This is a genomic window from Rania fehmarnensis (assembly GCF_056494185.1).
In genome coordinates this window covers 3,095,314-3,108,975 of sequence record NZ_CM151398.1, presented here as the reverse complement: position 1 = coordinate 3,108,975, position 13,662 = coordinate 3,095,314, and the positions used below count along the sequence as shown (strand labels likewise).

The following is a 13,662-nucleotide window of genomic DNA, read 5'->3' as shown; positions in this document are numbered from 1 at the left end:
AATTGAACGCCCCAACCTTCACACTTCAAACTTCACACTTCAAACTTCTTTCATGTCCGATTCGCTGAACGTTGCACCCGGTACGGAGCCAGGCACAGTCAAGACGGCCGATGGTCGCCTCTTGAGTGTGCCTGAAGGTTGGGAACTACTGCCACCAGGCGACGCTGGCCTGACGCGGCGCGTCAAAGCGGCTGGTCCGAGTTGGACAGTACAAGAGAAAAAGGGACGCAAAACTTTTTCAAAAGGCGTCTGGGCACCGGCTGAGAACATCCGCCGAGCCAGCGAATCGCTTGAGAAAGAACGTTCCACCGAATCGTACGCCAAACGTCAATTCGCGGCTAAGGCGCGGCGCGATAAAGAGCAAGCTGAGTACGTGGATGAATTCAGCGATGCCATTTATAGGTTTCTACAGTTTCATGAGCGGCATGAGAATTTAGCGCGGCGTTTGTCCAAAGCTATTACCGACCATGCCACTCCCGTTGGATCGGGCACCGTTGCCCGGACCGAACGCATTCCGATTGAACAGCGGGCTGAATCAGCCGTGATTGCCTGGTTGCGTCATCAGACCACCGGCTATGACAACATGATCATCCAGCGCGTTAAAGGCCAACGTCGCGAAGTTCGCCGCAGATTGGCTGCCCGCTCGCGCGAACTGTTGGAAAAATATCGGCAAGGCAAAGAGAACGCCAACTGTCCGCTAGAGGCAGCGCTGAAGCAAACCAATACATGACCATGCCAACCTCACACAACGAGATCGAACAGGGGAGCCAGAATATGTTATCGCGACTCTTTACTTACGGTTTGGCACTATGCGGAATCGCATGTGTTGCCTTCGACCATCCAGCGCTCGCACAAGGGCCCGACAAGCAAGAAACCAAAACCGAACTCGCCACATTTGGCGGTGGTTGTTTCTGGTGCGTCGAAGCCGTGCTGCAGCGAGTCGATGGTGTGGAGAAAGTAGTGTCCGGTTACAGCGGCGGGCGCAGCCAGAACCCCACTTACGAAGAGGTCTGTAGCGGAAAATCTGGGCACATCGAAGTGGTCCAAGTGACCTACAATCCCGCCAAAGTTCCCTACTCGCGGTTACTGGAGATCTTCCTGAAGACCCATGATCCTACCAGCCTCGACCAGCAAGGCGCAGATGCCGGAGAGCAGTACCGCAGCATCATCTTTACGCACAGCGACGACCAGGCCAAAGAGTCTAAGGAGATTATTGAAAAGCTGGATGCGGCCAAAGTGTTTCCCAAGCCGATCGTTACCCAAATCCAACCTATAGGTAAATTCTGGCCGGCCGAAGATTACCACCAAAACTACTACAACACCAATCCTAATAGCGGATACTGTAAAGTCATCGTGAAAAGCAAAGTGGACAAACTCGAAAAGTTCTTCAAAGAGTACCTGAAGAAAGAGTAGCTGAACAAAGAAGTAGACTCCCCAACTTGCAATATTTTCAACTTTTCGACGAAACACAGGTACAACTTGTGCACCGACTGGTCACACCGAGCGTTCTGCGTTACGCTTTGCTGAAAAGGGGTCAGGTCTCTTTTTAGGCCACCCCGAGCCAAAACGCCTGTTGATTCTGCCACATTGTCCACCAAACTCATCGCGTCACCGAGGAGACTTGCATGCGGAAATTTCGCACTTTGGTCGCAACCGCGGCCATCTTTACCTGTGGGGCTGCGGCCTCGCAGCTGGGCTTCTGTCAGTCGGAAAGCAAACCCGTAGCCATTGTCTCCATTGCACCTATGGAACGAATTACCCAGGACTTCAGCTACTTGATGAAGAACTGTGGAGCTCAATCGATCGGCGCTTTCGGCACGATGATGATTAAGCAGTGGAGCGACGGATTGGATCTGAAGCGTCCCTCCGGTGTTACGGTGCAACTGGTCGACGGCCAACCTGTGCCCTTGGCCTTTTTGCCATTGGAAGATCGCGGTCGATTCTTCACCGCGCTGGAAGGTGCTGGGCAATTCGCTGACGACCTGGGCGACGGTCTGTTCGCCTTCGATGCAGGTGGACGCACCATTTATGCCAAAGACGCAGGCAAGTGGTTGTTCATCTCGCAAGAAGAAGATGACTTGAAGAAGTTGCCTGCAGATCCAGCTGCGCTGCTGGGCGATGCACCCAACAAATACGACATTGGCGTGCGGATCTTTGTCCAAGCGCTACCACCCGAAATTCGTGGCGCCGCTGTCGAGCAAATGAAGCAAGGCTTCGAACGTTCGCTGGCAGAGCAACGCAATCAAACGGATGAAGAAAAAGCCGCTGCCGAAGAAATGGGCAAAGCGTCGATCGCTCAACTGGAACGATTGATCAATGAAACGGAACAAGTTCTGATTGGACTAGTCACCGGCCCCAGCGTTCAGCGCGTACAGTTGGATGTCGGCGCTCAGTTTGTTGCCGGTTCCGAGCTAGCCGCTCAAACCGACAAGCTGAAAGATATGACTTCGGACTTCACTGGACTGCTGATCGACGGCGCTGCCATCACCATGCGGTCAACTTCGCTAGTCTCCGAAGGGGATAAAGCGCTCAGCAAGAACAACATCAAGAACGCTTATGGCCAGCTGGAAAAGCAGATTGATGATAGTGGCAGCCTGCCCACGGCCACCAAAGAAGCGCTGAAGAAGTTTGCCAAAGGCATGATCAGCGTCTTGGAAAAGACGATCGACTCGGGCAAGTTTGACGGCGGCGGCGCAGTCTCGTTGGCCGATGGCAAGATCCGCGCGGTCTTTGGCGGCGCGGTAGCTGACGGCGCGCAGATCGAAAAGGAAGTTAAGGACTTGGTCGCTTCGCTCGGCTCAGGTCCCGATATCCCTACGTTCAAGTTGGGCTATGGCAAACACCAGAACGTCAACCTGCACCAAGTCATCGTTCCGATCAAGAGCGATGACCCCAAGGTCCAAAAGGTCTTTGGTAGTGAACTGAAGCTGGTCATTGGCACCGGTCCTAAAGCGTTTTTTATCTCGATTGACCCCGATGGCGATGCAGTGCTGAAGTCGGCCCTGGATCGACTGGGTTCGACCAAGAGCGCCAAGGTTTCGCCAATCGACATGATTGTCGAAGTTGGCCAGATCCTGAACTTTGCCCAAACTGTCTCGCCCAATCCAGCCCTGGAACAAGCGGCCGAGCAGATGCAGCAATCTCAGGGCAAGGACAAGGTTCGCGTGCAAATGTCGCTGATTCCTCGCGGTGGCAAGTACGAGATCACCGTTGAAGAAGGCGTGCTGAAAGGCATTGGAGCAGCAGTTCAAGCCGGGCAGGGTGGCGGCGCAGGCTTCTAGAGCTTGGCGTTAACTTCCGTGTGATAACGGATTTGAAGCTCGCCTAATCACCTTGAAATCTCTTTCACAGTGGCAGACCACGTTGACTCTAACGCGGTTTGCCACTATCCTTTTTCGCTCGACTCTTAGCGCGTCACAGCCCCCAATGTGGGTGGCATTGCTGGGACATCGAAAACTCTCATGTGACTCCTTCACTGTTCAATCGGAAGGTTCGGCCGAGCGCCAACCTGTGCCCTGAAAAACGTTTTGTGGGGCATTGATTGCGAGGGAGCTTAGGAAGGCTTTGTTTGTGGAAAGCGAATTCGTACAAAAACTGATTGAAGCGGGCGTACATTTTGGTCACCGCGTCAGCCGTTGGAATCCGAAGATGGCACCGTATATTTACGGTCGCAAAAATCTGATTCACATCATTGATATCCGCGAAACTCTGCGCGGTCTGTTGCGAGCCAAGAAGCATTTGAACAATATCGCTACCAGCGGCTCGCTGGTACTGTTTGTGGGCACCAAGCGTCAAGCCAGCGAAACGATTCAGGAGCAGGCACTCCGCTGCGGTATGCCTTTCGTTTCCGAGCGTTGGCTCGGTGGTGCGCTGACCAACTTCCGCACCATTCGCAATCGCCTTGGTCGCTTGGATGAACTCGAGCAGATCATGAACACCGATGCGATTAACACTTACTCCAAGAAGATGCAGTCGGCCCTCAATCGCGAGTATCGCAAGATCTATCGCAACTTGAATGGTCTGCGCACCATGAATCGCATGCCAGCCTGCCTGGTCATCGTAGATCCCAACAAAGAAAAGAATGCCATTCGCGAAGCTCGTCGCTTGGGCATCACCACCGTGGCCTTGATCGACACCGATTGCGATCCTGAGTCGGTCGATTTGCCAATCCCAGGTAACGACGACGGTATTCGCTCCATCGAACTGATCATGGCTCAATTGGCCGACGCGGTTCTGGCCGGCAAGGCTGAAAACCCAGATGTACCCAAGGCGCAAGATCCTAAATCAAAACCCGAAGCTTAATCGCGCGGGATGATCCTACGCATCCGCTCGCGTGAGCGAGGGATAGTCCATTCACAACCCGGCGCTTGCGCGATGGGACGCTCTTGTGCGTTGCCCTCGCGAGCCTAAAGGCGTCATGGGTTGTCCTATCTAATGAGCAAGCATCCATCTGCTCCAGGCAACCTGGGGCAGAGGGTGACCACTGAAAAAACTCCATTATTAACACGTGTTGAGGACTCGAGTCATGTCGGATATCTCGGCTGCCAAGGTCAAGGCGTTCCGTGAAAGAACTGGATTGCCGCTGATGGACTGCAAGCAAGCGCTCACCGAAGCGGGTGGCGACGAACAAAAGGCCTACGAGCTGCTGCGTATGCGCGGCGAAAAACTGGGCGACAAGCGGGCTGACCGCGAAACCGCTTTCGGTCGCTTCGGCATTTACGCTGGCCATGATAAAGAGGCTGGTGCAATCGTCGAACTCAAGTGCGAAAGCGCTCCAGTGACGCAAAACGAAGAGTTCATCTTGTTGGTCAACAATATGGCTGAAGCTCTGGCCAAAGCGCCGGGTGAAGTCAAGGATGCCGACGCACTGTTGGCCCTGCCATCACCCAGCAAGCCCGAGATCACTTTGGCCGAGCAAAAGGCTGAACTGTTCAACCGGATTCGCGAGAAGTTCGAAGTTGGTCGGATCGCCAAGCTGCCTGGTACGACCGGCGGTTACAGCCACAACAGCGGTACTGTCGCTGGCGTGCTGCTGCAGATCGAAGGTGGCAATGAAACAGCGGCCAAAGACGTCGCCATGCACATCGTGGCGATGCGTCCAGAAGCTTTGCGTACCGAAGAGCTCAACCCAGCCTCGGTGGCCAAAGAGCGTGAACTGCTGCGTGCAGCCGCCCTGCAAGAAGGCAAGCCGGAAGCGATTGTCGACAAAATGGTCGATGGTCGACTCCGCAACTTCTTTGCCGAAAAGGTCCTGCTGGAACAGCCGTTTGTAAAAGATGACAAGCAAACGGTTGGTCAGTTTGCCAAGAGCAACAACATGCAGATCAAGCAATTTGTCTTCTACGTGTTGGGCCAGGCATGAGCTCGCCAGAAAACGCCGGAGCACCTTACTACCGCCGCGTGATCCTCAAGCTGTCGGGCGAAAGCCTGTCGCATGCTGGTGAACGCGGCATTAGTATGGACGAAGTCCAAGCCATCGCCAGTCAGATCAAGCAAGCGCACGCCTGCGGTTGCCAAATCGCTGTCGTCGTGGGCGGTGGCAACATATTGCGTGGAGCACAATTCAAGAGCTCGACCAACGTCAAGATCGAAGAAGCCACAGCCCACTACATGGGCATGCTGGCCACCGTCATCAACGCGCTGGCTCTGCAAGAAGGCCTCGAAGCGGTGGGCTGCACCACGCGTGTCATGTCTGCTATTCGCATGGATGGAGTGTGCGAACCGTTCGTGCGCCGCCGCGCGATCCGCCATATGGAAAAAGGCCGTATCGTGGTCCTGGCTGCTGGAACGGGCAGTCCCTTCGTTACAACCGACACCGCAGCCACGCAACGAGCCCTGGAGCTCGGAGCTGATATCGTGCTGAAGGCCACGCGCGTCGATGGCGTCTACAGCGAAGATCCCGAAAAGAATCCGCACGCGATTCTCTATCGGGAACTGGACTATCAAACCGTCATTACTCAGAATCTACGTGTTATGGACGGTACGGCCATAACCCAATGTCGCGAGCATGGCATGCCTATCCTGGTATTTAACTTCAAAAAGGATGGCAATATCGTTCGCGCAATTTCCGGCCAACGCGTAGGCACGCGTATCGGCAAGAAAAAAGAGTAGGCTAGTAATCCCCGGCCCAACGCGCAAGCGAGGGATGCACAACCATCACAACCCAACGCGCAAGCGAGGGATGCACCTTTTGACTGGAGCGGTGACAACATGAGTGTTGAAGAAGTCATGCTGGATGCGGAAGAGCGCATGGAGAAGGCGATCAGCGTGTTGAAGAATTCGCTGGCCGGTATTCGAACCGGACGCGCTACTCCCGGGCTGGTCGATTCAGTTCGAGTTGAGGCTTACGGTTCGCAGAGCCCGCTGAAGCAGTTGGCTTCCGTCGGCGCACCTGAACCCAACCAACTGGTGATTCGTCCCTTTGACACCAGCACCATCAAAGACATCGAAAAAGCCATCGTCGCCAGCGACCTGGGACTCAATCCGCAAAACGACGGTCGCATCATCCGCATCAACATTCCTCCGTTGAGCACCGACGTTCGCAAGAAGATGGTCGCCCGCATCAAGGAACTGGCCGAAGAAGCCAAGATCGCTATTCGCAGTATCCGCCGCGATGCCAACAAAGCCATCGAAACCGCTGAAAAAGATAAGACGATCAGCGAAGACGATCGCGACGCCGCCAAAGAGCAAGTCCAAGAGCTCACCAAGAAATACGAAGCCGAAGCCTCCGACGTGGCTAAGGCTCGCGAAAACGACGTCATGGAACAGTAGTCCAACTCCACTGCCAAGACCCCTCCCGAATCTCGCAAAGCCTCGATTCGACCTCCCCAAGGCAAAGCCTTGGAGAGGTGACCGTCACCTCTCCCGCGCAGCGGGGGAGGTCGCAGACGCGGCGTTCAGCCGTCGTCTGCGGGTCTGCGGGAGGGGGCACAGCGCTACGTAAGTCTTCAGCCGTACTAACCATCTCCCCAAGGCTTCGCCTTGACGATGTGACGCTACTAGCTTTTCTGCCTTGGGATGTTTACGATCAAAGTGGGGGCCGATACCAAAGCAAAGCCAGCCATGAGGCTTCTGACCAGGCAAGGGTGACGCGTTGTCTAGCGACGGTGACAAAACGCTCGAGTTCCAATGCCCTAAGTGCGCGCGCAAACTAAAGGCGACCAGCAAAGCTGCGGGCAAGCGTTTCAATTGCCCGAGCTGCGGATCAAGCGTTAAGGTCCCAGGTGCGGCACCTGTCGTTAGCAGCGACGATGATTGGCTGAAGCTAGAGGACGACGCCCCGCCGGTGGCGAAAGTTGTACCCGCATCCAAACCGACTGCCGCGCCTGCCAAGCGATCTGCCTCGACTCCCAGCCCGGCTGCCAATTCCGCGTCGCGTCCCGTGGCCTCAACCACTAGCACGGCCCCGGAACCTACGCGTTCGATCTTCGATGATGACTTGCCAGAGCTAGCCGAACTGGAACCACCCAGGCCCCGCACCAGCATGGCGAGCCTCTTGGGTGTCGATGATATCGAAGACCTTGTGCCAGTCAAAGCGGCAGCGTCGACTGCCAAGCCCAGCCAGGCTCCGCCAAAAACTTCGCCAAAGCCTCCCACCAAGAACGAACTGGACAAGAAAGACAAACCCAAGAAAGCGGTAGCGCTCGATCCCAACAACGCGCAGTATCGCTGCCCATGTCCAGCGTGTGGCACTCCGCAATATGTCACCTTGGCCAAACAAGGCAAGACGGTTCGCTGCCCAGATTGTTTTCTGGAATTCAAAATCACACCACCTCCTCCGGGTTGGAAACCAACGCAAGCCGCCACGTTGAACTGGAGTACCGATCTGGCGCAGATGACGCAGGCAGAAGCTCAGCGCGATTCAGAACATCGCAGCAAGCAAGCGGACGACTTGCTCAAGAAGGCTGCCCAGGATCTGGATGATTCTGACCTCGATAACATGTACAACAACAACGACGACTTTGACACGCAGTCATTTTTGCGTCGTACTTTCGGTTTCCTGCACGATCCGACTTCGCTATTTCAAGTACTTACCTACTGTGTGCTGTTTGGGTTTCTGTTTGCAGCTCTGCAGTACAGTATCAACATGTCGACCGAGTATCGCATGTTCCTGCTCTTTGCCGGCTTGGGTGTGCCGCTGATGATGATCATCACCGCCTTCCCCATGTTTGGTACGGCCATCTCCATTCTCGAGTCGGTTGCCAATGGTCAACCTAGAGTTCGCGATTGGCATGGATTCAACTTCTTTGATCAAATGGGCGAATTGATGGTCTTCGGCATCGCGTCGGCAGCTTCCGCGGTTCCGGGCTTTATCGTCGGTGGAATGCTGGCCCAGACGGTGGATAACTCGATCATCGTGGTGTTGGTGACGATGATCACTTCGTTCATCTCGTTTCCCATCATCCTGCTATCGATGCTCGACAATGAAAGTGCCATCAATCCATTTTCGATGGATGTATTGCGGTCGATAGGCATTGGCACCGAAGCTTGGGCCACTTACTACTTCAAGACATTCGTGGCTTATTTCGCGATATTTATCGCTTGGACGCTGTTGCTAGGCGGCAGTCCGGTGCTGGCCGGCATTGGTGGCTTGCTGATGCCCCTGCTGTTTTTCTTCACCATCCAGCAACTCGGCGTTCTGGCTCACGACATTAGCGAACACCTGGCCATCATCGTGCCACCCAAAGAAGAGCAGGACAAGCCAGAAGAAGAATCACAACGCACCGAAGTGACTCAACCGTAGGACGGGTCTCCAGGCCCGTCCAAATTCTGCGTGAACGCCCCTGAGCCGTGGACGTTAGTCCCGGTTTCTTCGCTGCGAACTTGTAGGAATCGCGGCTAACACGGTGCGCGTAATACACAGTCTCGAAGGCTATGCCACACTAAATCGGACGGGCCTGGAGACCCGTCCTACGACGGCATTAGCCGTGGTTACTACTTCAGATATAAAACATCGCCTGAGAATCAGCTTCGGCCCGATCGCACAATTGGCTCAAGGTCCATCGAGCCAGGTGATGGCTTTCGATCTCGCTCAATTCTTGCCATACGCTGCGCATGACAGCGTTCAGCGGTGAATCGGATTCCACTCCACTCGAGGATGAGCTCGGGCAAACTGCTTCGACGATATCGGCGATGGTGATTTGCGATGGAGTTCGCTCTAAACGAAATCCGCCACTAGCGCCGCGAGAGCTGGTGATCATGCCGGCGGCGCGGAGTTGCTGCATGATTTGGACTAAGAACTGCGCGGGGATTCCGTGTTGATCAGCAATGACACGCACGGTCACGGGTTGTCCGCTAGTGTAATGTTGAGCCAGAGCCAACATGGCGACGGTTGCATAGTGTGCTTTGATGGGCAACTGCATGATGGTCTCTACTGATTGGCAAAGGGTTAGTTTTGCGTATGCAGACCGCATTCGGTTTTAGCGAAACCGCTCCATCTGCCTGCCCGTTCGTCTTCGCCGGTCATAACTCGACGTGTGCATGGCCAGCAGCCGATGCTGGTGTAGTTCTGATCGTGCAGCGGGTTGTATGGAACTTTCTCGCTGGTGATCAGGGCCCAAACTTCTTTTTTGGTCCAGTTGGCCAGCGGGCTGACCTTCACCAACTGAAACTTTTTGTCCCAGCCAACGATGGGTACGTTCGAGCGATCGGGGCTTTGATCGCGGCGAATGGCGCTGGCCCACGCGTGATAACCGCGGGCTGCTTCGTGTAGAACTTTAATCTTGCGATCGGCACAGCAGCGATTGGGATCATGACTATAGACCGGCCCGCCGTTGGCCGCTTCGTATTCAGCTACCGATTGCGCGGGCCGTTTCATTTCGACTTCGATCCCGTAGATTTCCTTTACTCGCTCGCGCAGTTCGAGTGTTTCGGGGAATTGGTAGCCGGTGTCCAGATTGAATATGGGAGTCTGTGGAGCGATCTTGGCCAACATGTGAATGATGCACATGCCTTCAGCGCCGAAAGCCGTGGCCATGGTGAAGTGAGGCGCGAATCGATCGACGGCCCATTTGAGAATCTGTTCGGGCGTAGCCGATTCCAGCCGTTGGCTGGCTCGCTCCATTTCGGCAGCCAGTTCCGGTGTCAGCGTCAGCTGTTGGATGTTTGATTGAGTCGACTGGTCGTTGGTTTCGTCTGGCTGCGGTTCCAGCTCGTCTGGTCGCAGTATTCGCAGAGGTTGCATGCTCACATTCCTAAAGTTCGACGATTCGGGTAGCCGCGTCCGAGCTGGCATTTGCAATCATTACCAATATGAGCAACTTAGTCAAGTATAAGGCTGTTAGGATTATTCGGGCTGAGGGGGCTCGCAAATTGAGTAAAAGTGGCGATGGCGGGCTGATTTTGGGTTAGGAGAGCAGTTTTTGGCTGGTCGAAAGGTCACCTGTAGAATTGCCCCTTGACGCAGAAAGTCGACTCCCTAGACTACAAGGGCTATAGGAAACCATCAAAGATTGCGGCTGTGGCGGAATTGGCAGACGCGCTAGGTTGAGGGCCTAGAGTCTCGAAAGGGACGTGGAGGTTCAAACCCTCTCAGCCGCACTTCTTTGTCTTCCTGCATGTGGTATAGGCTTCCAGCCTGCATGTGGCATAGGCTTCTAGCCTGTGTGTGGCATAGGCTTCTAGCCGGTATGTGGCATAGGCTTCTAGCCTGTGTGAATTACCAGTCGACTATCCCGGAACAACTCGTTAGTTGACTCTGACCGGGAGTATTCAACAACTCCACTCATAGCCCTCAATAACCTTGAGAGTCCTCTGCAGAGCTGTACGCGCCAAACCCAGTTAAACCATGTATCAACGGAGTGAACTATGGTTTCGCAAAGCCAATTTACCTTTTTCATCATCGGCGTTTCCACTTTGCTGACCGGGCTAGCTAACGCCCAAGACATTCCAATCGTAAACGCGGACGAGCCCTCATCGAGCCGCATATCGGTGCCAAGCGCTCAAGAGCTGCAACAACTGGGCATCTCTGTCGATTGCGTTTATGGGGAAGAGATTCACAAATACCGATCCCGACATTTGAGCTTCGGAAACCTTGTCGACTGGGATTTTTCCGACGAGGCACAAGAACTTGATGTATCTGCGGATGTCGTAAAGGCTCTGAACAAGGCGCTTGAGTTGCGTCGTCAGAAGCAGGACAAGTTTGTCGAAGAGCTCAGACAAGGTCTAAGACAAATCAAAGATTCAAGTAACCCAACGGATGTCACCAGTCGCTCGGAAGACATGGTCAAAGAGTATCTCAAGCGCGATAGCCGGGAGGAAAACGACCTTGTCTTTCGGCAGTTGAGCGATGTAGTTCAAAAGTAGCCCGTTCTGAATTGGCAGACTTGAGATCAGGTGTGCTGGTGATAGAATATTTGTGAACTAGAACACATGGGGCGGTAGCTCAGTTGGGAGAGCGCTACGTTCGCAATGTAGAGGTCGGGGGTTCAACTCCCCTCCGCTCCACTAACAAAACCCCTCAACCTCAGCGCGCCGGGACTGATCAGTTCGATCTTCGATTCGCTCCTGATATCCAACGATAGCGCTGGCCATGAACTGCAGAGCAGGCCTGTGACCAAATAGATCGTGCGTCGGTACGTTCAGTTGCCTGTCACCGTTTTCCCTGTGGCGCTGAGTTGAGTAGGCGGGCTCTTCTAAGCGAGCCGACGATACCGCCGGCGGAGATGGCGGTTAGAAAAAGTGTTGACGGTTCAGGAACTACTGCTACCCCAGCTATTCCCATCGAATAGTCGTTCGATAATGCTGCGTAGTTGTCTATCGTTGTTTTTATAAGACTGCCATTGTTGGTCGCAGGGTCACCAATAGCATTGTCTTTGTTGGTGGAAGAAAGATACGACCCCAAGAAACCGCCAGTGAATGGGTCGGTACCGACGACTGGTGCGACGGAAAGCCAGTAGCTTCCCGGTGCGAGTGCCACGTTTAGCCCAGCAACCTCGATGGTGTACTCCGTGCCATTCGGAATTCCGGTTCGTCCGGTTGGCGTTTGAGTTGCGTTGCTTATACCACTGGCGACAATCGTACCACCGTTCCCCTCGGACATTCCCATTCTGATCGACCAACTGGCCTGGGTGATACCTATGATGCTCATCGAGTTGTTGGACCAGACCCGGTTAACAATCCAACCTGCCTGGCCAACGGTGAAGTCATCGAACACATTGAGCGAGCCGGTATTTGTTGCCTCTTGGTTAGCAGTGCCAGGACCACCCAATGCTGGATAGTCGCCGTTGTACCAAAGGATGACATCCGCGTTCGCCGATGTTGCAAACATGAAAGCAGAGATCGACCAGACACAGAAGAGAGCAATAGCAGTTTTCATCTCGAGAGCTCGCGATCGTTAAATTTATGGTGGCCTTCCGACTCGCGCTTACGTACTACCGACGTCGCTTGTTGAAGGTGGTTTCATTGGTGGACCAGTCTGAACCTGGATAAGCACCGAACAGCACGTCGCGGGAAGCTATTGTGGGCGCAGCAGAAACTGCGTGGGCAGACTGATCACTAGCGGGACTGAGTACTTCGCCTTCGCCACTGGCGGTGCCTTGGTTGATCATGTTGATGCAAAGCAGTTCGTCCATGGCCGAGTGGAATCCGTCACCGTTAACATCAAAGAACAGCGTCTTGCCTTCGAAGCTCAGGTCGGAGCCCTGGAGCTTTCTAGGACCAAGTACGTTCAGAGCGTTGATGCCATAAAGCACATCTAGCGGTACGACTGTGCCACTGCTGTCCCGATCTTGTGCCAAGGTTTGATTCTGGAATCGACTGGCGACAACAATGTGAAGTTCTGCAGACGACTCGTTACCCGATTGGTCGCGAAGCACATACGTTAGGGTCTCCGTACCAATCATTCCAAGTGCCGGTGTGTAAACAACAGCCTTTTGATCGGCCGATATCTGAGCAGATCCACTGCCGCTGGCGGGTGAGACAGAGACCAGCGAAACACTGCCGCTGGATGGAAGTGTGTCATTGGCCATCACATCGATCGTCGTCGCATCACTGTCACTGAGTAGCTTGCTGTGATCATCTACGGCAATGAGTTCTGTGGAAGCCTCAGCTTCGGCAATCAAAGTCAGCCTCGATGAGCGGAGAGCTTCGCTGTCAATTTGCAGGATGTTGTAAGTGACTTCACCCGTGTTGACTTCGACATTTTTGCCGTATACCAGGACGTCATGGAAAGGCAGGCTGTCGGCGGCATCGGTGACAAACTCAACAGCCCCAGGCTTGGTTGGCATGAAGCGATAGATACCAATTATCGATCGGCCACCTCCCAGCGGGACTAGCGAATTGGAAAACGAACCGATCTCGTCCAAGATACCATCGCCGAGCGTGCCACTGACGCCGTTGACGAACGGAGTTCGAGGCTCAAAGCTACCAGTGGCCTCGACCAGGTCCGGCGGGAAAAGCACATCCATGTAGGCCGCGAAAATACCCTGCGGTTCCTCCCGAAGGTCCTCGGCAATAATCCGAAGGTCAAAAGGTTGGTTTACGGTTAGTTTAGTTAGAACATTGCCGTCGAAATCGACAGCTTCCAAACTCAACGCCACAATTGGATCGGAAGCCATCGTCAGGCGTTTTTCCAACTGCTCACCACGCACCCAAGTGCGACGACTGCTACGAGAAGCCTGACGAAGGTTACGATTTCGACTAAACATGGACATAGGGCGTATT

General features: G+C 54.3%; 13 protein-coding genes and 2 tRNA genes. 11 read left to right on the top strand and 4 right to left on the bottom strand.

Going from position 1 to position 13,662, the window contains the following annotated elements:
• Positions 1–52 precede the first annotated feature (52 nt).
• The 8 genes from SH573x_RS10505 (at position 53) to SH573x_RS10470 (ending at position 8,743) form a co-directional block, all read left to right on the top strand.
• Entirely contained in the window at positions 53–730 is a 678-nt protein-coding gene (locus SH573x_RS10505) for a DUF2293 domain-containing protein (protein ID WP_479354818.1), read from the top strand.
• Positions 727–1,413 carry a peptide-methionine (S)-S-oxide reductase MsrA gene (gene msrA, locus SH573x_RS10500; protein ID WP_479354816.1) on the top strand — a complete coding sequence of 229 codons (687 nt, stop codon included), beginning with the start codon at positions 727–729 and terminating at the stop codon, positions 1,411–1,413. The genes SH573x_RS10505 and msrA overlap by 4 nt, the downstream gene beginning before the upstream one ends.
• A 212-nt stretch (positions 1,414–1,625) precedes the next feature.
• Positions 1,626–3,281, top strand: coding sequence for a hypothetical protein (locus SH573x_RS10495; RefSeq protein WP_479354814.1), 1,656 nt, complete (start codon positions 1,626–1,628; stop codon positions 3,279–3,281).
• Positions 3,282–3,570: 289 nt separating this feature from the next.
• Complete coding sequence (rpsB, locus tag SH573x_RS10490) at positions 3,571–4,302, top strand: 30S ribosomal protein S2 (RefSeq protein WP_479354812.1); 732 nt, start codon at positions 3,571–3,573, stop codon at positions 4,300–4,302.
• Positions 4,303–4,525: 223 nt separating this feature from the next.
• On the top strand, positions 4,526–5,362 hold the full coding sequence (tsf, locus tag SH573x_RS10485) for a translation elongation factor Ts (RefSeq protein WP_479354810.1): 837 nt from the start codon (positions 4,526–4,528) through the stop codon (positions 5,360–5,362).
• The gene (pyrH, locus tag SH573x_RS10480) at positions 5,359–6,111 is read left to right on the top strand and encodes a UMP kinase (protein ID WP_479354808.1); all 753 of its coding nucleotides are present in this window, start codon (positions 5,359–5,361) and stop codon (positions 6,109–6,111) included. The genes tsf and pyrH overlap by 4 nt, the downstream gene beginning before the upstream one ends.
• A gap of 99 nt (positions 6,112–6,210) precedes the next feature.
• Positions 6,211–6,771: a ribosome recycling factor gene (frr, locus tag SH573x_RS10475; protein WP_479354806.1), complete on the top strand. Its 561-nt coding sequence runs from the start codon at positions 6,211–6,213 to the stop codon at positions 6,769–6,771.
• A 322-nt stretch (positions 6,772–7,093) separates the two neighbouring features.
• Entirely contained in the window at positions 7,094–8,743 is a 1,650-nt protein-coding gene (locus SH573x_RS10470; protein ID WP_479354804.1) for a hypothetical protein, read from the top strand.
• Between the two features lie 196 nt (positions 8,744–8,939).
• On the opposite strand, the gene SH573x_RS10465 is transcribed toward SH573x_RS10470, so the two are convergent.
• Both SH573x_RS10465 and SH573x_RS10460 read right to left on the bottom strand, forming a co-directional pair.
• Positions 8,940–9,362 carry an RrF2 family transcriptional regulator gene (locus SH573x_RS10465; RefSeq protein ID WP_479354802.1) on the bottom strand — a complete coding sequence of 141 codons (423 nt, stop codon included), beginning with the start codon at positions 9,360–9,362 and terminating at the stop codon, positions 8,940–8,942.
• Positions 9,363–9,388: 26 nt separating this feature from the next.
• On the bottom strand, positions 9,389–10,183 hold the full coding sequence (locus SH573x_RS10460; protein ID WP_479354801.1) for a phosphoadenylyl-sulfate reductase: 795 nt from the start codon (positions 10,181–10,183) through the stop codon (positions 9,389–9,391).
• Positions 10,184–10,453: 270 nt separating this feature from the next.
• Between SH573x_RS10460 and SH573x_RS10455 the strand changes: the two genes are divergently transcribed.
• The 3 genes from SH573x_RS10455 to SH573x_RS10445 all read left to right on the top strand — a co-directional run bounded on the left by SH573x_RS10455 (position 10,454) and on the right by SH573x_RS10445 (position 11,445).
• Positions 10,454–10,539: transfer RNA gene (locus tag SH573x_RS10455), tRNA-Leu, on the top strand.
• 267 nt (positions 10,540–10,806) lie between these two features.
• Positions 10,807–11,304 (top strand): hypothetical protein, encoded by a 498-nt coding sequence (locus SH573x_RS10450; RefSeq protein WP_479354799.1) that lies wholly within the window; start codon positions 10,807–10,809, stop codon positions 11,302–11,304.
• Between the two features lie 68 nt (positions 11,305–11,372).
• Positions 11,373–11,445, top strand: a tRNA-Ala gene (locus SH573x_RS10445).
• A gap of 145 nt (positions 11,446–11,590) precedes the next feature.
• Here the strand turns inward: SH573x_RS10445 and SH573x_RS10440 are convergent.
• Positions 11,591–12,316, bottom strand: a complete 726-nt coding sequence (locus tag SH573x_RS10440) for a PEP-CTERM sorting domain-containing protein (RefSeq protein ID WP_479354797.1) — start codon at positions 12,314–12,316, stop codon at positions 11,591–11,593.
• Positions 12,317–12,371: 55 nt separating this feature from the next.
• Positions 12,372–13,652, bottom strand: coding sequence for an Ig-like domain-containing protein (locus tag SH573x_RS10435; protein ID WP_479354796.1), 1,281 nt, complete (start codon positions 13,650–13,652; stop codon positions 12,372–12,374).
• Positions 13,653–13,662: the final 10 nt, after the last annotated feature.